Raw genomic sequence first — 22,203 nt, 5'->3', positions numbered from 1 at the left:
AGCTGCTGGCCGATCGGCCATTACGCCCATTTCATCTCTTGCGATACATGACGCGCAGCCCATAGCCTTGCACCCCATCACCGGCCCCCGCACCAAACATCTGTGCTGCCTCTCGATTGCTGGCAGGAATAACCATATCTTTATTATCGGTATTAGCCTGGGCTCCCGTTTCACCATGCGCGCTCTGTCCGGTGAATTGCCAACGGTAGTCATATTGCGCCATTTCGTTGTCGCTTAATTTTTCTGACTGCTGGAAGTGACTATCTTTGTTGGCATCGCGCCAAAGAATAAAACGGTAGGTACTATCGAGAAGAAGAGGCTCTTTACTGCCGATTAAATTCACAGGTTTAGCCGCGCCAATCCGATAAATAAGCGCATTTAATTCCCCTGAGCCAGCATCAAAAAACGTCACATTGATATAGTTACTGTCGTTGTAAGGCTGTGCTTTAACTTTCCAGCGGAAAGTACCCGCCAGCGTACTGGCCAGCGTGAGAGTACCTTTCTCTTTATCTTGTGCCGCAATAAATACACAGGGCGTTTCACCTGGACAGGATTTCTTCGCCAGGCTGATTTTTTTATCATTCGCGTCATACAGTTCCGGACTAAGGTTATCATCCGGCAAAGGATTCCCCTTGCTGTCAGTGCCATCACCAAAACTGTCGGTAACGTCAAGATCAACCACTACGCCATCGACACCATCTGCCTGAGCACGGGCATCATGGTTGTGATTGTTCTCATCCGGTACGCTGGAAATGTTATTGACGATAAGTTCGATTTTGCGATCCTGTTGAACGGTTATGTCAACCACGCCGGAGTTTTGTCGGTTGCCCTTTTCATCTTCCAGCGTCAACCGTACTCGCCAGGTATTGATCCTCTGCTGTTCCGCTTCGTCAGAACTGTACTGCCAGGCAGGCAGCGTCAAATTCCAGTGGTTATTGTTACCTTCGGTGATCGCCTCTTCTTTGATGACTGGCATAACCAACGTACGCGCGGCGTTGTTTTTCGCTTGCCAGGATGCAGCTATGATTTTGTAGTGATGGCTAATAAGCGCGTTGATCGTCCATTTGCATTTCTCCAGCCCGATGGCTTCTTCCGGGGAATCCTTAATCACACACTCCGGATGCGCATTAGTTGCATCAGCTTTCAGCCATAGCGTGACGTCTAGTGGTGCTTTCTCACGATATTCCAGCACAATAAAATTGTTACGTTCGACAAAATCATGACGGCTCCCCTTTAGCGAATGCGATGCTTTTACATTGTCTGCATTGAGTTGATCTTTTAGAGGCACGCCGAACTGGTAGCTCAGTGCAGCATTGATGGCGAGATCGTTGTTGTCACCCGTACCGGCTTTGTAATCCGTACTGATGATCAGTAATGGAACAGGCTGATAGTTCAGGCCCAGCGTAATAGCCTGAGGATCCTTTTCTAAATTGTCGCTCCCGAAAAGGGCAACTTCATTACCGTAGTACTGCTCATAAATAATGTTGCCGCCAAACTGAGGATACGCGGGCAGCCAGGCTTCTGCGCGAACATCCCAGCCACGCGCCGGTCGCTCTTCATAGAAATCCAAATCTTCAGAATCTTTCCAGTCTGAAAGCGGGTGATAATAATTTCCGGAGAGTTTTAAATAATCTGCCCATGCTTCTGCGCCTAAACCAAGTCGACGATGCCCACGGGTAAAATCATAATCATAAAATATATTTGCACCCAGCAGCCATTCATTTAAATCATGTCTTACACCAAACCCCATATTTCCAATAGTACGATCATCTTTTCGCTGGGTTGAAAATTGACTGAAATAAACAGTACGCCGGGTCTCATACCAGGGAACGAAATAATCGATTGAAGAACCGTCCAGATCACCGCCTTCTCCAACAGACAAATTGGTTCGCACCTTACCATAAGGAGACATCAGCCCCTCAAGAGAGGATTGAGCCGTTGAGGTTATCTGCCCTTGCAGATAGCTTCTGGCCTGCGACTCCAGCGCTTCAGGAGTAAGGTTCGTAAATCCCTGTGTCGCAGACCCCATGACATAGTCGGCACTTTGCTCTTTAAGTGAACTTTTTTTGTGTTCTTGTTCTTCCTGCGTGGATTCACTTGCCAAATCGGGAAATGAATTATCAGAAGAGGACTCACCCTTGTTCGCAGATGTCTCCGGTACTGCATATGCCGCACCAGAAATGAGCATAAAAATAATAAAGCGCATCCATTGCACCATAATATATCCCTATGAATTAAGGCTTCCATTATTAATATGAAATTAATCAGCCTCATTAATATTATATTATGGAACTACGAAAACATGCACTTCAGAAAACCTAAATTAATTCTTAAAAATAACTAAACACGTTTTTTAAGATTATATTCATCCTTGTCCCGAAATATTCATAAAATGAATATTTCGGGACATAATGACATCTGATTAAAATCATTCAGTCAACGTGCAATAAACTCCACACGTTTTTTAGAGATGAGCCCATGGCCATTCTGGCAAAAATAATCCACTGCACCGCAGGCTTTTAGTACCTGGAGTGGCTGATGGCACTCCGGGCAATGCGCCTCCAGTTGGACATCTTTATTGCAGCGCTCACAGTGTGCCACACCGTTTTGTGGTTCCAGTTGAGCATGACAATCCGGGCAGTTAATCGACATGGAGACTCCTTACAGGGAATTCATTATTGCTTTGATATTAACACGATACACTTAATGTGGCCCACGCAACTGTTGCTGCAACGTTAGCAAGTGCTCGACTTCTTCAAGCCTGCGTTGTGTCGTGCGCCCCACCTCTTGCGGGCTGCGTTCAAACAGACTTTGCGCCCCCAGAATGTGCTCTGCCAGGCAATGAGCGTAAATCGTACCTGGAAGACTCCAGCGCAGCACAGTGTCACCATCAATAAGTTCAAGTGCATCTTCTGCGCCACGTCGGTCATAGCTGATGATTCGTCCATCACTTAAATGAAGTCGCAAACCTTTTTGTCCACCAGCCGGACCCGCGTATTTGTTTAGCCAGATATCCAGCGCAATACCGCTAATTTGCCCCTGGAGATGAGCCTCTCCCTCTGCGGTGTGCAGATCGCCCTGGCTAATATCACGTCCAGGACGGTCTTTGGCCTTCATAACTTGCAACGTGATGTCGTCATTTCCCCCCAGGTAACGCACTGTTTCACGCAGCATCGCCAGCACATGCGTACCAATATCCAGTATCACGCCATCCGGATGGCGAAGTTCGCGTGTATCCGGCTCACCAGTAGCAAAGTTGAGCGCTATTGGCTCCCCTGTTGCGTTAAATCCACTCGGCTCCTGCAAAAAACCTTCGATTCTGACGATGTCGGAAAAACGAGAGATAAGAGCCTGCGGGCGGTTATCACCGCGCCACTGCGGATCGAGTTTCCCCAATGCCAGTTGCATCGCGCCGGTGCGTGCCATCCAGTGATCGAGCGCCAACACACGAGACGCGACGCCGGGCACCGCAAGTAACGTTTTCAGTTTTTCTATTTGAGGAAGCGTAGCGACAATCGGTTTTTCGACCACTATGCGTGATATGGGTGAGGCCAGCGCCAGTTCAAGAACGTCAAGATGGTGAAGGGATGCGGTCGTGACAAACAACGTATCAAGAGGCTGGGTTAAAAGTTCAGCGAGTGACGAGCAGCGTGTCACACCTTCTGGCTGCTTTACAGGTTGCACATCAAATCCGAGACAACTGGCTGAATTCCCGAAGAGGTTTCGTATTGTGGGCAAATATGCCGTTTCAACCACTGCGCCAAGCCCAACAAACCCTAACAGCATGTACTCACCTCATCGATTGAATTGCCGGGGCATAACACCTGCCCCGACAAAGTTGAGGTTTTATCAGGTGTTGGTTGCCGGTTTAGTCTGCACATTCTCCAGCATGCGGCGTACCGGAACAATGAGAACAATCAGTACTGCGGCACAGATAAGCAGCGCAATGGAGCAGCGCGCAAACAGATCCGGCAGCATATCTAGCTGATCGGCCTTCACGTGACCACCAATCAGGCCCGCCGCCAGGTTACCCAGCGCACTGGCGCAGAACCACAGTCCCATCATCTGACCACGCATTCTTTCTGGTGCCAGCAGCGTCATAGTAGCCAGACCAATCGGACTCAGGCACAGTTCGCCGAGAGTCAGCATCAGGATACTGCCCACCAGCCAGAAAGGTGAAACGCCCGCACCGCCGTTACTCAGCACGTTTTCCGCCGCCATCATCATCAGACCAAAGCCCGCCGCAGCACAGAGAATGCCAATAACGAATTTGGTGATACTGCTCGGGCGAATGTTCATGCTGGCCAGCTTCGGCCACGCCCAGCTGAACACGGGTGCCAGCAGGATGATAAACAGCGCATTGATCGACTGGAACCAGACTGCCGGGATTTCAAAATCGCCAATCATACGGTTAGTGTAGTCGTTGGCGAACAGGTTGAATGAGGTTGGCTTTTGCTCGAACGCCGACCAGAAGAATGCAGCAGAAATCAGCAGAATAAAGCAAACCAGCAGTCTGGCACGCTCTTTACGGTTCAATCCGGCAAAGAAGAACAGGTAGATAAAGTAGAGGGCAACGGATGCCGCAATCACGTACACCAGCATGCTGGCTACTGCGACCGGGTTAATCACAATCACGCCCTGGGCGATCAACGTAACAACAATTGCCACACCTGCTGCCAGTGCCAGCAACCACGCGCCCACACCTTTTCTCTTCACCACCGGACTGTTCCAGGTGGAATCCAGTCCGACTTCACTGTCGTAACGTGTCATTGCTGGCACAGCAAAGATACGGAAGATGAGCAATGCTACCAGCATCCCTATCCCGCCAATACCAAAGCCCCAGTGCCAGCCATGGCTTTTAATCAGCCAGCCGGAGATCAATGGAGCAATGAAGGAGCCTATGTTGATGCCCATGTAGAACAGTGAAAAACCGCCGTCACGTCGCGCATCGCCTTTTTTGTACAGCGTACCGACCATAACAGAGATACAGGTCTTGAACAGGCCGGAGCCGAGCACGATGAACATCAGGCCGATAAAGAACAGGTTGTCACCCATTACGGCTGAGAGCGCAATCGACAGGTGGCCAAGCGCAATCAGGATAGAACCATACCAGACTGCTTTCTGCTGACCGAGCCAGTTGTCCGCCAGCCACCCGCCAGGCAACGCGGCGAGATACATGGTGCCGGCAAAGATACCGACAATCGCTGAGGCATTTTCACGTGCCAGCCCCATGCCGCCATCATAAACGGTGGCGGCCATAAACAGGATCAGTAGCGGACGAATACCGTAAAACGAAAAACGTTCCCACATCTCAGTGAAGAACAGTGAGCCGAGCGGATAAGGATGACCGAGGAACGTTCGGCTTTCTTTTTGATTAACAGAGGATTGCATAATTCTCCCGAAAAGGTATGTCGTTGTGCTTATAAACACCGCGATGTACGCCAGCCAGTTACTTATCTGGCCGATTTTTTACATGCGGCGAAGAATAATTTAACCATTTGATAACCTGATGCTAGTTTTGTCTAGTACCAACCCCAGGACTTTAAGATGAAAATTCGACAATTGTCTACTTTCTTAGATTTAAACTTGGCGAATGAAGAATAGTGTTTGACATCGCGTAGACAAAAATACGCTTTAAAAAAACAAAAAAAAACCGCGACGAGCGCGGTTTTTTCGAACTCAGCAAATATTATTTGCTTTTCTTAATGTGCTTAATCAAACGCTTACGTTTACGCATCTGGGTTGGGGTCAGTGTATTACGTTTGTTCGCAAACGGGTTTTCCCCTTCTTTGAACTGAATACGGATCGGCGTCCCCATCACTTCCAGTGACTTACGGAAGTAGTTCATCAGATAGCGTTTGTAAGAATCTGGCAGATCTTTCACCTGGTTGCCATGAATCACCACAATCGGCGGGTTATAGCCACCGGCGTGAGCATATTTCAGCTTCACACGACGTCCACGTACCAGCGGTGGCTGATGATCTTCTGCCGCCATGGTCATGATGCGAGTCAGCATTGCGGTACTGACGCGACGCGTTGAGCTGTCATACGCTTCACGTACGGATTCAAACAGGTTACCCACACCGCTACCGTGTAGCGCAGAGATGAAGTGTACGCGCGCAAAATCGATAAAGCCCAGACGGAAGTCCAGCGTCTCTTTTACCTGCTCTTTCACTTCCTGCGTCAGGCCGTCCCATTTGTTGACGACAATGACAAGTGAGCGCCCACTATTGAGGATAAAGCCGAGCAGCGACAAGTCCTGGTCAGAGATACCTTCGCGTGCGTCAATCACCAACATCACTACGTTGGCGTCTTCAATCGCCTGCAGCGTCTTGATAACGGAGAACTTTTCTACCGCTTCAGTAATTTTACCGCGCTTACGAACACCCGCGGTGTCAATCAGCACATATTCACGACCATCACGTTCCATCGGGATATAAATACTGTCGCGCGTCGTTCCCGGCATGTCGTAAACCACAACGCGGTCTTCGCCCAGAATACGGTTAGTAAGTGTGGACTTACCTACGTTAGGACGGCCAACAATCGCCAGTTTAATCGGCAAATCTTGCGGGTTGAAATCATCTTCTGGCTCCTCTTCACCGTTTTCTTCAGCTTCGAGTTTTGCCCAGTACTCCGCATCTTCATCGACTTCTTCCTGAGGAGCTACGTCATCCATCCACGGCAGCAGAACATGTTCCAGCAGACTGAGAACACCACGACCATGGGAAGCCGCGATCGGGTGGATTTCACCCAGGCCCAGCGAATAGAAATCGACAACCGCCTGGTCCGGATCGAGCCCGTCAGTCTTATTGGCGACGAGGAAAGTGGGTTTCTGGCGGGAACGCAGATGTTTGGCAATGGCTTCGTCTGCCGGCATCAGTCCAGCACGAGCATCCACCATGAACAGCACAACGTCAGCTTCTTCAATGGCTAACAATGACTGTTCAGCCATTCGGGTTTCGACACCGTCTTCAGTGCCGTCAATACCGCCGGTATCAATACAGATAAACTCGCGGCCTTCAATTTCCGCACGACCGTACTTACGGTCACGAGTCAGACCCGGGAAATCCGCAACCAGCGCATCTCGGGTGCGAGTTAGACGGTTAAATAACGTGGATTTGCCAACGTTAGGGCGCCCGACAAGCGCGACCACAGGTACCATGTTTAAAGCCTCATTTAAAAAATCATCAGACAACGGACGCATTTTTGCGCCGTTGTTAAAAACAGTAAAACGGCCCCTGCACCAGGAGCCGTTTTTCAAAGCGAGCGGCCGGGACGATTAACGTGTAATGGAATACAGCGTACCGTCTTTCGCCTGGATGAGCAGTTTACCATCAGCCGAAACAGGTTCGGTCAGGAAGCCTGAGCTATCAACTTTCTGCTGGGCCACAAAACGACCGTCATCAACGTTAATCCAGTGCAGATAGCCTTCGCTATCACCCACGACTAAGTTGCCATTGTACAGCACCGGAGACGTCAGCAGACGGTGCAGCAGATCGCTTTGCGTCCACAGCGTTACGCCGCCGTCAGTAGTTAACGCCAGCACGCGGTCATTCTGATCAACCAGATAGATACGGTTTCCATCAACGATGAAGTCATTCACTGACCCCAGTTCGCGTTTCCACATAATCTGACCGCTGCGCAGATCAAGCGCCGTCAGGTTACCATTATAAGCCAGGGCGTAAACAACGCCATTGACGATAACCGGCGTGGTATCAACGTCACTCAGACGATCGATTTCAGTTGGACCCGTTGCCTGAGAAATACGCTGCTGCCAAATCATCTGGCCTTGCTGCATCAGCACGGCACTCACACGACCGTTATCCCCACCCACAATGGCTGCGCCAAAAGCGGTTGCTGGGGCTGACTCGCCGCGTAAAGAAAGGGAAGGCATGTCCAGGTTAACGGTCCATTTAATGGCACCATCCGCTTCATTTAACGCCTGTAGCTGACCATTGCTGGTATGAATCAACACCACGCCATCGCTGACAACCGGACGAGACAGGGCTTCACCGGCGACTTTCGTCTGCCACGCCGTAGTACCATCGCTGGTATTCAATGCGTAAACCTGTGCTTTTTCGCTACCGATATAAACATGACCACCGGATACCGTCACACCACCGGAAAGCTGTGCTGACGTTCTGGAGAACCAGCCGTCTTTCTCCGCCAGATTGACGGACCAGACTTCTTTACCATCGGCCGCGTTCAATGCTTTAACTACACCAGTACGATCGGCAGCATAAACGACGTCATCCGCCAGCGCAGGATGAAGATTAGAATAGAAATCACCAATACCGTTGCCTACAGAGGTGCTCCAGGCTGTAGACGGAGTAAACTGATTTTCGACCACCGGTAATGGGGACATCTTAACGACATCTTCTTCGCCACTAAACAGTGAACAGCCGCTCAATAGGGTAACGGAAAGCAGCCCTGGCAGAAGTAATTTACGCAATTGCATCGGGTCCCTCTCAGATGGACAAATTATTGATTTTCATCTGCATCATTTCGCTCAGAGCAGGAGAGGCATCGCTTTTCACGCCAGCTTCCCATGCGCTACGCGCACCTTGTTTATCGCCTTTGCTCAGCAACGCTTCACCACGCAGATCGGCCACGATAGCCACCCACCCTTCGCCTTTAACAGCATCGAGTGTTTTCAGCGCAGTATCGGCTTGTTTAAGCTGAACCTGCACGCGTGCAAGACGCAGATTAATCACCGCTTTGAGATTCTCATCGCTGGTGGCCGCCAGTCCTTGTTGCAATTGGGTAGCGGCTTTCTCAAGTTCATTTTGGTCAACAAACTGCTGCGCAAGTTCCATTGAAGCTAACGCGCCGTATGTATTTTTGTTCTCCGCGGCAAACTTCTCTGCTGCAGGAATACTATCCGGTTTACCTGCGCTTACCGCAGTCACCGTATTTTGATATGCCAGAGAAGCAGAGCGTGCGGACTCCGTCTGATGGCTGGTCCAGTAACGCCAGCCGACCAGCGCGCCAACCCCTAAAATTACCCCAACAGCCAGTGCTTTGCCGTTTTCAGCAAAGAAGCGTTTAACCGCATCAACCTGGTCGTTTTCGTTCTCGTAAATTTCCACGCTGTCCTTCTCCTTAGCCCAGTAAAGTGCGCAAATGCGTGGCAACGCTATCCTGCGCTACTGCCGTTTGCTCACCAGAGCGCAAATCCTTCACTACAACAGTACCGTCAGCCACCTCGGACTCACCCAGTACCAGTGCAACGCGGGCGCCCCACTTATCGGCGCGGGCAAACTGTTTCTTAAAGTTGCCGCCACCGTGGTTGGTCATCAGTTTCACACCGGGAACTTCATCACGCAGACGTTCAGCCAGCGTCATTGCCGCCGACTGTGTATCCACGCCCGAAGCGACCAGGTATATATCGACAACAGGGGAAGCAATAAATTCCGGATTAACTGCCTGAACTAACAAAACAAGTCGTTCCAGACCCATGGCAAAACCCACTGCCGGAGTCGCACGTCCGCCAAGTTGCTCTACCAGGCCATCATAACGTCCACCCGCACACACGGTACCCTGCGAACCCAGGCTGCTGGTTACCCATTCAAACACGGTGCGGTTGTAGTAGTCGAGGCCACGAACCAGGCGCTGGTTAACGGTGTAGGCAATTCCAGCAGATTCAAGCAGCTTGCACAGACCCGCGAAATGCTCGCGAGAGTCGTCATCCAGGTAGTCACCCAGTGCAGGAGCATCATTAAGCAGGGCCTGTACTTCAGGGTTTTTAGAGTCCAGCACGCGCAGCGGATTGGTATACATGCGACGCTTACAGTCTTCGTCCAGCTTTTCTTTATGCTGCTCCAGGTAGGCCACCAGTGCATCGCGGTAATTTGCACGCGCTTCGAGTGAACCGATAGAGTTCAGCTCCAGGCTAACATGCTCGGATATACCCAGCGCGCGCCACCAGCGAGCTGTCAGCATAATCAGCTCTGCATCGATGTCCGGACCTTGCAGGCCAAACACTTCGACACCCAACTGATGGAATTGGCGATAGCGTCCTTTTTGCGGACGTTCGTGACGGAACATCGGCCCGATGTACCACAGACGCTGTTCCTGATTGTACAGGAGACCATGTTCGATGCCGGCGCGTACGCAGCCCGCGGTTCCTTCAGGACGCAGAGTCAGGCTGTCGCCATTACGGTCCTCAAAGGTATACATCTCTTTTTCAACCACGTCGGTAACTTCACCGATCGCGCGTTTGAATAACGGGGTCTGCTCTACAATCGGCAAGCGGATTTCACTGTAACCGTAGCTACCGAGCACGTTTTTGAGTGTGCCTTCAATGCGCTGCCAGATGGCGGTTTCGCCAGGCAGATAATCGTTCATGCCGCGAATGGCTTGAATGTTTTTTGCCACGTTTATTCTCTTTATGAATATAAAAATGAACCCTCAACGCTAACCCGAATACTACGGGCGCCATGCGGGTTCAATCATACACGGGAAGCACGCCGCTTCCCATCACGTTATTATTTTTCAACCTGCTGCACATCAATTCGACGCGTTTCATCCAGGATGCTGGCTTTGGCACGAATGCGGGCTTCAAGCTGCGTAATCATATCGTCGTTATCGATACGATCCTTACGCACGCCGTCTTCATACAGGCCGCTTTTCTTGTTGCCGCCGGTCACGCCCAGCGTCGAAACCAGTGCTTCACCAGGTCCATTTACCACACAACCGATAATCGAAACATCCATTGGCGTGATGATATCTTCCAGACGTTGCTCCAGCGCGTTAACCGTACCAATGACGTCAAATTCCTGACGGGAACAGGTTGGACAGGCGATAAAGTTGATCCCGCGCGCGCGGATGCGCAGCGATTTCAGAATATCGAATCCCACTTTGATCTCTTCGACCGGATCGGCTGCCAGAGAGACTCGCAGCGTGTCGCCGATCCCTTCGGACAACAACAATCCAAGTCCGATCGCAGATTTAACCGAACCACTGCGCGCGCCACCGGCTTCGGTGATCCCAAGATGCAACGGCTGATCGATCTGTTTCGCCAGCAGACGATAGGATTCTACCGCGAGGAAAACGTCCGAAGCTTTAACGCTGACCTTGAACTGGTTGAAGTTCAGACGATCGAGATGATCCACATGACGCATAGCTGATTCCAGCAACGCCTGCGGCGTAGGTTCGCCGTATTTTTCCTGTAGATCTTTTTCCAGCGATCCGGCATTTACGCCAATACGGATAGGAATATTTTTATCACGAGCGCAATCCACCACCATGCGGATACGCTCTTCGTTACCAATATTGCCAGGGTTGATACGCAAGCAATCGACGCCGTATTCCGCCACCTTCAGCGCAATGCGATAGTCGAAGTGAATATCGGCAACCAGCGGGACAGATACCTGCTGTTTGATGAGCTTGAACGCTTCGGCGGCATCCATTGTCGGTACTGAGACACGAACAATGTCAGCGCCTACGCGTTCCAGCGCTTTGATTTGATTGACCGTCGCCGCCACATCAGTGGTGCGTGTGTTCGTCATAGACTGTACGGCGATGGGTGCGCCATCGCCAATCGGCACATTCCCAACGTAAATGCGTGTCGATTTTCTACGTTGAATTGGAGCCTGGTTATGCATTAAAAAATCTCCCGCATTGCCGTCTGTTACTGAGCCGGTGATTGTTCGGCATTAACGGTCAGACGCGCAACCTGGTTAGTTCTGATAAAACGACTCAGGTCGACAGGTTTACCCTGATACTGAATCTGCACTGCTGCCGGAGCACCAATTTTCAGTTTGTACGGTGCCTGGCCGGTAAGATTTAAATTGCCATCTTTACGCTGCATGCCGCTAAACAGTTTTTTACCGGTCGCGTCCGTAACTTCCAGCCAGCAGTCGGCGGTAAAGTTCATTACCAGGGCATTAGCATCAGCAGCAGGTGTTGTGACACCCGCCTGATCAGTAGGCAACGGCGCAGCTGTATCTGGCGCAACGGGGGCTGTGGTCGCAGTATCAACATTCGCCTGGGAAGGTGCCACAACAGCATTTTGCGAAGCATCTGTAGCAGGTGCTGGTGTCGTAGCAGCATCAGGCGTTTGCGCTGAACCGGCTACTGCACTCTCTTCCTGAGCCGGGGTATTATCCTGGCTTGCTGCTGCGCTGGTATCCAGCGGCACGCTTTGTGCATTATCTTTACCGGCATTCAACTCAGCAGAAGACTGATCGGCCATCGTGGTGATCTCTTCCTGCTGCGCTTTATGGTTCTGCCACCACCAGGCACCTGTCAGTCCTACAACGACGAACAGCACCAGCCAGGTAAAGGTCATTAACCAGCCGTCACGTTTTTTACGACGTTTACCCAGCGAAAAGCTTTGCATCGGGGCAACTTTGGCTGGGCGAATCGGAGCCTGTTTTTCCAGCCCTGGCAACAGTTCTTCTTCAGGAATATGCACCAGACGCGCATAGGAACGGATATATCCACGCAGGAATGTTGAAGCAAGATCGGCTGGCGCCTTATCTTCTTCAATATCACGTACCGTGGAAACCTTCAGGCAAAGTCGCTCCGCGACTGCCTGCTGGCTGAATCCGAGTTGTTCACGGGCATTGCGCAGACGAACGCCGGTGGTTAGTGCTTCATTTTTGTCGTGCGTGGCTTCAGTATTCATTCGCTACAGCTGCGTAAATTGGGGTTCTGATGCCGGTGAGTCACAATGCTCACCCACACCGCGAAACATCTGGTCAGTTAACCTTAGTCTGACAGTATAAAACGGTCTGACTATCAATGACAAAACAGCGTAAACCTGAGGGCTAAACTCTTGTTGCGCCGCTACATACTGCCTTAAAGTCGACAAAAACGCACCGTTATTATTGTCGAGGCAGCGACAACAAAGAACCTCATGTACTTATATCGCACTACGGCACATTAATTATACCGTAGTGCGCTCAACATCAAACGGTCTTGATATCGATAGACTCACCCTGCATACGCTTACGCAGAGTACGCTTGGTGCGGTCAATAACATCACCCGCCAGCTGACCACAGGCTGCATCAATGTCGTCACCACGTGTTTTACGCACAATGGTCGTGAAACCATAGCTCATCAACACTTTGGAGAAACGATCGATACGGCTATTGGAGCTACGGCCATACGGCGCGCCAGGGAACGGGTTCCATGGGATCAGGTTGATCTTACACGGCGTATCTTTCAGCAGTTCGGCAAGCTGATGGGCATGTTCGGTACCATCGTTGATGTGATCCAACATCACATACTCAATCGTAACGCGCCCCTGGTTCGCATTGGATTTCTCCAGATAACGACGCACAGCCCCCAGGAACGTTTCAATATTGTATTTTTTGTTGATCGGCACAATCTCGTCACGAATTTCATCGTTCGGCGCATGCAAAGAGATCGCCAGCGCAACGTCAATCATATCACCCAGCTTATCCAGCGCAGGTACAACGCCTGAAGTAGACAGCGTCACGCGGCGTTTTGACAGGCCAAAACCGAAATCATCAAGCATGATTTCCATTGCCGGTACCACGTTAGTCAGATTGAGCAGCGGTTCACCCATGCCCATCATCACTACGTTGGTAATCGGGCGCACGCCCGTCGCTTTCACCGCCCCGACGATCTTCGCCGCGCGCCAGACCTGACCAATGATTTCCGATACTCGCAGGTTGCGGTTAAAGCCCTGCTGAGCCGTAGAGCAGAATTTGCACTCTAACGCACAACCAACCTGTGAAGAAACACACAGGGTAGCGCGGTCATCTTCCGGGATGTAGACCGTTTCAACGCGCTGATCGCCAACCGCGATGGCCCATTTGATGGTGCCATCAGACGAACGTTGTTCTTCAACAACTTCAGGCGCACGAATTTCAGCCACTTCTTTCAGCTTGTTACGCAGCACTTTATTGATGTCAGTCATGTCATCAAAGTTGTCGCTGCAATAGTGGTACATCCATTTCATGACCTGATCGGCACGAAACGGCTTTTCGCCCATCTCTTTGAAGAATTCGCGCATCTGCTGACGGTTCAGATCCAGCAGGTTAATTTTTCCATTTTTATTTGGAACCGCAGCAATGGCGACTTCAGAGGTGTTAACTAATTCAGACATAATATTTTCCGGCCTCGTTGTTACACGTTATGGCCCGTGGAGGGTTAAAAAGAAACGCCCCGGCAAGCGGTCTGCTCTTCCGGGGCGTTGCATTGTACAAAGTCTGGCGCAGGGATGCCACGTTTGCACGAAGCATTAGCGAAAATAATATGTAAACGAACCCGTTAAATTAACGAGTACGAGCGCACACTTCGCCTTCACCGAAGAAATAGGCAATTTCGCGCGCGGCAGATTCTACCGAGTCGGAACCGTGAGTGCCGTTCTCGGTGAAACTGTCAGCGTAGTCCGCACGCAGGGTACCCGCCAGCGCATTCGCCGGATTGGTAGCGCCCAGCAGATCACGATGACGCTGGACGGCATTCTCGCTTTCCAGCACGGAAACAACAATTGGACCAGAGGTCATGAATTCAACCAGACCGTCAAAGAACGGCTTACCGTCGTGCTCGGCATAGAAACCACGAGCCTGCTCAACGGTCAGGTGCAGCATTTTAGTACCGACAATTTTGAACCCTGCAGCTTCAAAGCGCGCAAAGATGTTCCCAATAACGTTTTTTGCCACCGCATTTGGTTTGATGATGGAAAAAGTACGTTCAATAGCCATGATTACCTCTGAAAAAAGATGTTTTGTTGTGGTTTACCTGGCGCGGATTATAAAGAGCATCCCGGCGGTTGACTATTGACGAAGGTAACATTTCTTTAAAATAAGATGAATTTTAGCAACAACCGCTATCAAACGAGTCTATTGCAAAGAAAATCTCACCGCCGTAACCTGCCCGGCATCATCCATGACCAGCAACTGATATTCCCCTTTAACCGCCAACCGCAAGGTAAGAGAGCGTCCTCGCTCCTCCAGTCGCTCGCCGTTAAGAAACCACCAGCGCTCACCTGCTCCACCGCTGATATACACCGGTACTGAGACTTCCGGTGAGCCGGGTAAGCGCTTCACAATCGCGCTATCACGCACACCTGTCAACTGGAGCGGTAACAGAGCGTCCTGTCCCAGCGGAGGACAAATTGATGAAACTGGCGGTAGCCGCGCAGTACGGCGTTCAGAAGGTGGTAGCCAGGATTCCAGTGGTAAAGGCCAGACGATTAACGTTTGTTCATGCGCCTGTTCGCAATCCGCAGCCACTCGTTTTCCCGCCTCATCTAACCAGACTGGAAAACGGATACCACTGACCCCTTCCTGCTCAGGTAATAACAGCGTGGGCGGTTGGCTGCCATCCAGTAGCCAGGTGGCTAAACGACGACGACAGTTGCTATCACCGGCTGGAAGCGATTGCCCCCCAGGCCAGCACACCACACCACGGCTGACAGAATCTGGACGTGGATCTTCAGGCTGATTCGCCCCGCGCGCCAGCAGCAGATTATTAACCTGATTCAGCAAAGGCACAGCACTGGCAAAACCGAATTGCCCGACCACCGGAGTACCATCCGGTCTGCCAGTCCAGATACCCATCACATATCGCGCGTTAACACCAATCGCCCACGCATCGCGATAGCCGTAGCTGGTACCGGTTTTCCATGCCAGCGGCACAACTCTGCTCAGGGCATTATCCGGTAACGGCTGGGCTTCATCCGCCATAATCCGACGAATGATCCATGCCGCCCCCGGTGACATCAGCGGACGTTCCAGCAGTGGGTCGTCTGGTTGCAAGCGCAATGTCCCCGCTTTGCCATGCCGGGCAAATGCGCTGTACGCCGCCGCCATGTCATCAAGCCTTGCACCTGCACCTCCCAGGATCAACGAAAGATTCGGCACCGCTCCGGTTGGTAAGTACAACGGTAAACCGACGTTACGCAATTTAGCGGCAAATCGCTTCGGGCCATAGGCTTCAAGCACCTGGACAGCAGGTAAATTCAGCGAACGTACCAACGCCTCGCTCATGCTCACTGGGCCATGAAAACCGCTGTCAAAATTACCGGGACGATAATCTCCTGTACGTCGCGGTACGTCCTGCAACAGGGAAGCCGGATGAATCAGTCCCTCATCCAACGCCAGACCATAGACAAAGGGTTTAAGCACCGAGCCTGGCGAGCGAATCGCATTCACCATATCCACATGACCAAAGCGGGCGTCGTCATTCATATCCACTGACCCCACCCAGCCACGGACGCTCATATCGGTATGATCAACGACAATCATTGCCAGCGAACTGCGCGCCGGAAGCCGTCCTTTCCAGTTTTGCGCCAGTTCTTCCAGTTGGCGTTGCAGTCCTGCATCCAGCGTGGTCACAATTTTGTCACGCTGACTTTTGCCCAACATCATGCGCGAGAATAATGGTGCTAATTGCGGCATCTGTCTTGGTGCCAGCCAGACCGGTTCTTCACGGGATTCCTGCACCTGCTTAGCTGACCAGATACCCTGCGTCGCCATGCGCTCGAGCACTTTATTGCGCGCGGCTTCGGCACGATCCGGCCAACGATCGGGGCGCAGACGACTTGGTGCCTGTGGCAGAACAGCCAGTAAAGCAGCGTCGGAGTAACTCAGTTGCGCAGGTGATTTGCCAAGATACGCCCAGCTTGCCGCGCCGACCCCCTGAAGCGTGCCGCCAAACGGCGCACGGTTCAGATACAGTGTCAGAATGTCATTTTTGGAGAGATGCCACTCAAGCTGGAGTGCGCGCCAGAGTTGGCGAAACTTGCCGCCAAAGGTGCGCGGATGAGGATCGAGCAGCCTGGCCACCTGCATGGTGAGCGTGCTGCCACCAGAAATCACTCGCCCCGATGAGAGATCTTGCCAGGCAGCGCGGAGCACTGATAACGGATTGACGCCGGGATGTTTCCAGAACCAGCGATCTTCATAGTTGATCAACGCCTCAAGGTAACGGGGCGATACTTCATCAATGGTTACCGGATAACGCCAGATACCCTCAGCGTCGGCAAAGCGCCACAGCGGCGTACCGTCATGCGCCACCACCACGCGTGCCGGGTTGACCTCAGTGAGCGGCAGTGGCCAGATTTTGTCTGCACCCCAGACAACTGCCGCCATCAAAAGCGGTGCGGCTGCCAGCCAAAGCCAGCGGCCGCGTTTACCAACCCAGCGCATCATTTACGGTCTGACAATCAGTGGTCCCTCTGCCGTACCGGTGGCTCGCCATTGCGGAACATACATCGATTCCACCTGCGGGACGGGAACCTGATACGTTCCCGGCGTTACCGCTCGCGCCAGATACACCAACGTGACAGGTTGCCCTTCGTTGACAGCCACTGCAGCGACAAAGCGATCGTCACGGAATTCAACGTGCTGGATATCCGCCTGCTGCATCTGATTAAGCAGATTCTGCACATCGCTTGCGCTGTCCTGCAGACTCGCGCTGCCGTTAGCCAGATTCTGGTTTTCCAGCTCCAGTCCGGCAGGCAGTAAATCAACCACCAGTGCATCCGGTACATTCTGGTTAGCTTTCACCATCAGCCATACCAGCACCAGTTCCCCACTACGCAACGTCGAGAGTGATTTACTTTGTCCATCCGTACCCAGCACCTGACGCTCAATACTCAGCACATTGCTTGCCGGCAGCGGTGAAGTTTGCGGATAACCACTCACATCCAGGCGCAGCCACAGCGGCAGATTCCCCGTATTGGTTACCGTCAGCGTGGATAACTGGTCGGCATCCAGATTATGGGTTTTCGATTTTTCACCTGCCAACGGTTGTTCGGAGAGCGAGGTCTGCGCCTGCCAGGTTCCCGGCAGATCCTGTAGGGTACGCGCGGCCAGGAACAGCGCGTTATTTTCCTGAGTTGAGAGCCAACGCTGACCAAAAGCCTGTTCCGACAACGTATTCAACAACGTGTTCTGCACATCAGGTTTAAGCTTATTCTCTTCCAGCAATGCCAGCATCAGTGCATTATCACGAAGCTGACTGCCGTAATCCGCCATCCACTGTTGTGCATCGCGACGCGGAGTATTCAGCGCCAGCGTCAACGCCTGTTCACTGCGATTCGCATCACCCATGTTTTTCAGCGCAATCCCCAGTTGCAGCAACGGTAAACCGGAAGCGGCCTGAGCACGACGCTCCCAAATCTCACGCAGTGCCCCAAGCGGTGCTTTTTGCTGACGAGCCAGTACCAGCGCGGCGTATGCCTGCACGGCAAATTTGCTTGCCGGTGTATCGTCGGTGTAGCGAATCGACATCATGCCCGGATCCTGCAAATAGCGCAGCAGTCGTTCGTTACCCCGGTTAATCACTTCTGCCGGAACGCTGTAGCCTTGTTCGTTAGCGCGAACGAGGAAATCCATCACATACGCGCTCAGCCAGTACTCTTCAGGACCGTTCTTGTCCCACAGAGCAAAACCTCCGTTGTCACGCTGCATTTGCAGTAACCGGGAAATACCAATCTCAACCGCTGCACGACGCTTCTCATCACTATCGCCAGCAATACCTAACGCCTTCAGTTGCGCGGCATTGGTATACAAAGACGGGAATAATCCGCTTGCCGTTTGCTCCAGGCAACCGTACGGATAGGCTTTTAGTTCACGGATGTAGCGTGCCAGATTTAGCGGCGGCTTACCGCTGAACAGTAGTTGCCCCTGCATGGTTACAGGGGAAAAATTGATCAGTTCCTCCCCCGGGATCTGCCACGTTTCACCAGGTTGCAGCGCCACGCCATTATTGATGGTCTGCGCCGGGAATGCCGGACGAACACCAATCTTCCACTGCTTATGCTGAGCCGGGAGCGTTTCTCCTGGCAACACCAGACCACTGATAACCGCCTGAATATCGCCATCGCCAAACCCTTCCAGCGCCCGCACCGGGATAAACAACGTAGTACGCACTCCCGGGGCAAGATTCACCGGCGCAGGGGCCTGACCAATCAGCTCCAGTAATCCACTGGCGGTAAGCTTGATATTCAGCGTCTGCGGCCTGTCAGTCAGGTTAGTCACATCCAGCGTCAGGCGCGAACTATCGCCTCCGGCTAAAAAGCGCGGCATATTCAGTTCGGCAATGACCGGCGCGGCGACAATCACTTTACTTTCGCTACTGCCAAAATCATCCGCCGTCCAGGCCTGGGCCATCACCCGCAGTTCACCGTTAAAATCACCAATCGGCAACGTCACCGTGCCTTCACCCTGATCGTTGAGTATTACCGGCAACGCCTGTTGTGCCACGATATTGATGTGATTGACCGGCGGTTTACCGCCACGTTTTAACTCATCGCCATCGCCACCAAAACGCAGCGCCGCCAGACGGCCCTGCCCTTCGATCACCTGACCATAAATATCGTAAATATCCGCCCCATAGCGTTTCTGCCCGAAAAACGCCTGCCATGGATCCGGCGTGGTGTAGTCCGTAATATTCAACACTCCGCTGTCCACCGCAGAAACCAGTACGTTAACTTGTTTTGGCACTGCACCGTTTTTAACACTGGCCTTCACTTTAACGGTCAGAGGCTGATTTGGACGCATTTTGGCAGGGTTATCCAGCGTCAAATCAAGACGGCGGTTTTCATCACCCAACGGCAGATGCAGCAATCCGACTGCGCGTTTTGGTGTTGCAGAACGCGATTTGTCACCAGGACGAATTACCAGTGCACTGAGATAAAGGTCGTGTCGATTCCAGGTTTTATCGACCGGGATAGAGAGATCCAGTCCATCAGCAGGTACATCTATCTCTTGCCACCACAGTGGCCCCTCGCTGGATTCCACCATCGCGTAGCCTTTGCCAGCGGTTGGCGCAGCGATGTGTAACTTCATGGTATCGCCAGGACGATAGTTGGGTTTATCCAGTTTCAGCGTTACGCGATCGGGACGCACCGCACCGCTACCATCGCTGTTATCCTGCCAGCTGTATCCGGCCCAGAAGCGCACGCTGCTCACCGTATCGTTCGGCGCTTTGACCTCCAGACGGTAAGCCCCCCACTCAACCGGGAAGCTAACCTTACCGGTTTCATCGGCCTTAAGATCCAGCGTCTGTTCACCTTCAACCAGATCCTTTTGATCAAATTGTGATTGCCACCCCTCGCCTTCTGACCAGTTCCAGTAGTAATCCCGGCGTTCACGAATCAAACGAACCTGTAAACCTGAAACGGCTTTTTTCGATCCCTGGGCATCAGCATACACAACATCAAAAGCTGCATTGCTGTCTTCATCAACAATGGGCTGATTAACGGTGGTATCCGTACGGTAGTCATATACAGATTTCGCTGCAAATTGTGGCCTGATGCCCGGCAGAATATCGGCAGGCCAGACAGACTGTTCGACCCGGCGCGTCACCGGACGACCGCCCGATTCCAGCAAACTCGCCTGCAAAATAACCTGTAGAGGGGAGTGCGCTTCTTGCCACTGGCTATTCGTTACCACTTCACCACGACCGTTTTCATCCAGCGTGAGCTGAACTTCATCCAGGCTGCGGGAGAGGTTTTCTTCGGCAATATTACCAAACTGGAATCCTGGCAATGCCGGCACCGCCTCACGCAGTGGCCGCAGGAAAAGCTGTCCCTGCAAGGCATTGCCATTCGCTGGCGTACCGTACAGATAGTAACCAACAACCGAGAACTTCACGTCGTCAGTCGGCGCTATCGGCATCTTGCTGGCGGTGAGATTGAGCGCCATCCGCTCTGGCATAAAATCTTCGACGTGGAAATCCCACATCCGCGCATGGTTATCCCCGGTGTTTGCCCGGATATGCCACATTCCGGTTGGCGCGCTACTGTCCAGCGGCCAGCTCAGACGGTAAAGACCGTTCTCTGGCTGGCTGACTACAGTGCGTAACACCTGTCCATCGGGTTTTATCACTTCCAGTTTAATCGGTTGATCGGGCAACGTTTTGCCGTCGCTGTCGCGCAGCAATCCATTAAGTATCACCGTTTCACCAGGACGATAAAGATCGCGCGGGCCGAACATGAAGAACTGTTTGCTGTATCCCGGCGCGCCCGCAATATCAAATTCAGCCAAATCCAGAGCGGGCAACTTCAGATCCAACAGCGTGGTTTGCCCGTCTTTGCGCGCCAGCAGTAACGCCGCTTCTTTATCGGTCTCAAGCTTAACGTGTCCCTGTGCATCAGTGGTCGCCTGCGCCAGCGTCTGCCCTTTCTCATTCAGCAAGGTGACATCAATTCCCTGCTGGGAAGCTCCATTTTCCAGGCTCTGGGTAAAGACATCCAATTGGTTGTGGTAACGGTGTGCGGAAACACCAATGTCGCTGAGGGTGAACAGCGTGGCGGCATTGCTGTAGTTGTAATGCCCGGCCTGATTCATCACCGCAACGTAAACGCCTGCCTGCTGCAACGGTTTGATATCGCCCAGCGGCAACAACAGCTTCTCACGGGTATTGCGCGCAGGATTGAGGTCAAAGCGCCCGGTATAGACCAGTTCGGCCATCTTCAGAAGATTGTCGGACTCCCAGTTGGACAGGGAGTTGCGGTATTCCCACTGGCTGATAAACGCTCCGAGCGACTCCGGCTTCACGCGAAAGAAGTTCACGTCCACACGATCGACATTCAGCGCCATCACCGGCAGCCCTTCGATAACTTTACCCGGCAACAGAGAACCACGACTGGCAAATCCTACGCTCGGCTGGACGTCGCGCGTGGTGATGTTTTTTTCATAATCGATGCCAAATGTTGCCTTATTCAGCGCCAGCAAATTACGCTCAATGGTCACCACCAGTTCGCGGTTAGGTTCCAGATGACGTAAACGCAATTCTTTCAGATTTGGCGCCAGTTCCCAGGCACCATCAACTTTGCCGTTTTTCTTATCAACAACGTGCACGACACGGGAAAAGTCCTGCTCTGGATCGAGCGGAATGGAGAAAGTCAGCACCAACGTCGCCGCACCGTCTAACTGAACTTCAGAGGCATCGAGCAGCGTCAACGCCTTACCCTGACTTTGCTGCGTCAGTTTCTCTAACTGGGCCTTATCTTTTGCCGGGGCGGTTTGCGGGGCTGGTGCATCATTTTTCCCGTCCGTCGGCGGCTTATCGTTATTATCGCACCCCACCAGCGCCAACATCAGCATACAGGCCGCTACGCGTATATATTTCATTTTTCATCCCTGGCCGTAGTGGCCTGTTAGCTACGTAGAACAACTATTATGCGTGAGATTTCAGGTTGTGGAAGCCAGTAACTCGTCCGCGTAGTCTAAATTTTCGTGATTAATGTGGATCCGCCTGACAAATCAGCC

At 52.2% G+C, this 22,203-nt stretch carries 14 protein-coding genes; all 14 read right to left on the bottom strand.

Annotated features, from left to right (window positions below; translation table 11 throughout):
• Positions 1–31: 31 nt before the first annotated feature.
• The 14 genes from sinH to OGX98_RS06510 all read right to left on the bottom strand — a co-directional run bounded on the left by sinH (position 32) and on the right by OGX98_RS06510 (position 22,065).
• Positions 32–2,218, bottom strand: coding sequence for an intimin-like inverse autotransporter SinH (gene sinH / locus OGX98_RS06575; RefSeq protein WP_286595001.1), 2,187 nt, complete (start codon positions 2,216–2,218; stop codon positions 32–34).
• A 218-nt stretch (positions 2,219–2,436) separates the two neighbouring features.
• Entirely contained in the window at positions 2,437–2,652 is a 216-nt protein-coding gene (locus OGX98_RS06570; protein WP_045446115.1) for a zinc ribbon domain-containing protein, read from the bottom strand.
• A 51-nt stretch (positions 2,653–2,703) separates the two neighbouring features.
• Positions 2,704–3,786, bottom strand: a complete 1,083-nt coding sequence (locus tag OGX98_RS06565; protein WP_286595000.1) for a Gfo/Idh/MocA family oxidoreductase — start codon at positions 3,784–3,786, stop codon at positions 2,704–2,706.
• Between the two features lie 63 nt (positions 3,787–3,849).
• Positions 3,850–5,391 carry a peptide MFS transporter gene (locus tag OGX98_RS06560; protein ID WP_045446122.1) on the bottom strand — a complete coding sequence of 514 codons (1,542 nt, stop codon included), beginning with the start codon at positions 5,389–5,391 and terminating at the stop codon, positions 3,850–3,852.
• Positions 5,392–5,689: 298 nt separating this feature from the next.
• Positions 5,690–7,162: a ribosome biogenesis GTPase Der gene (der, locus tag OGX98_RS06555; protein WP_045449743.1), complete on the bottom strand. Its 1,473-nt coding sequence runs from the start codon at positions 7,160–7,162 to the stop codon at positions 5,690–5,692.
• Between the two features lie 117 nt (positions 7,163–7,279).
• Positions 7,280–8,458, bottom strand: a complete 1,179-nt coding sequence (gene bamB, locus OGX98_RS06550; protein ID WP_045446125.1) for an outer membrane protein assembly factor BamB — start codon at positions 8,456–8,458, stop codon at positions 7,280–7,282.
• Positions 8,459–8,468: 10 nt separating this feature from the next.
• The gene (locus tag OGX98_RS06545) at positions 8,469–9,089 is read right to left on the bottom strand and encodes a YfgM family protein (protein WP_045446128.1); all 621 of its coding nucleotides are present in this window, start codon (positions 9,087–9,089) and stop codon (positions 8,469–8,471) included.
• A gap of 13 nt (positions 9,090–9,102) precedes the next feature.
• Positions 9,103–10,377 carry a histidine--tRNA ligase gene (gene hisS / locus OGX98_RS06540; protein ID WP_045446131.1) on the bottom strand — a complete coding sequence of 425 codons (1,275 nt, stop codon included), beginning with the start codon at positions 10,375–10,377 and terminating at the stop codon, positions 9,103–9,105.
• A gap of 110 nt (positions 10,378–10,487) precedes the next feature.
• Complete coding sequence (ispG, locus tag OGX98_RS06535) at positions 10,488–11,606, bottom strand: flavodoxin-dependent (E)-4-hydroxy-3-methylbut-2-enyl-diphosphate synthase (protein WP_286594999.1); 1,119 nt, start codon at positions 11,604–11,606, stop codon at positions 10,488–10,490.
• 26 nt (positions 11,607–11,632) lie between these two features.
• Complete coding sequence (rodZ, locus tag OGX98_RS06530; RefSeq protein ID WP_286492274.1) at positions 11,633–12,631, bottom strand: cytoskeleton protein RodZ; 999 nt, start codon at positions 12,629–12,631, stop codon at positions 11,633–11,635.
• Between the two features lie 283 nt (positions 12,632–12,914).
• Positions 12,915–14,081: a dual-specificity RNA methyltransferase RlmN gene (gene rlmN, locus OGX98_RS06525; RefSeq protein WP_045446140.1), complete on the bottom strand. Its 1,167-nt coding sequence runs from the start codon at positions 14,079–14,081 to the stop codon at positions 12,915–12,917.
• Between the two features lie 169 nt (positions 14,082–14,250).
• Entirely contained in the window at positions 14,251–14,682 is a 432-nt protein-coding gene (gene ndk / locus OGX98_RS06520) for a nucleoside-diphosphate kinase (protein ID WP_045446143.1), read from the bottom strand.
• Positions 14,683–14,820: 138 nt separating this feature from the next.
• Complete coding sequence (pbpC, locus tag OGX98_RS06515) at positions 14,821–17,133, bottom strand: peptidoglycan glycosyltransferase PbpC (protein ID WP_286594998.1); 2,313 nt, start codon at positions 17,131–17,133, stop codon at positions 14,821–14,823.
• Entirely contained in the window at positions 17,134–22,065 is a 4,932-nt protein-coding gene (locus tag OGX98_RS06510; RefSeq protein WP_286594997.1) for an alpha-2-macroglobulin family protein, read from the bottom strand. It lies immediately after the preceding gene.
• Positions 22,066–22,203 lie beyond the last annotated feature (138 nt).

Origin of the sequence: Citrobacter sp. Cm046 (assembly GCF_030333065.1) — a bacterium.
GTDB lineage: Bacteria > Pseudomonadota > Gammaproteobacteria > Enterobacterales > Enterobacteriaceae > Citrobacter > Citrobacter murliniae.
This window is presented reverse-complemented; position numbering and strand designations above follow the sequence as displayed.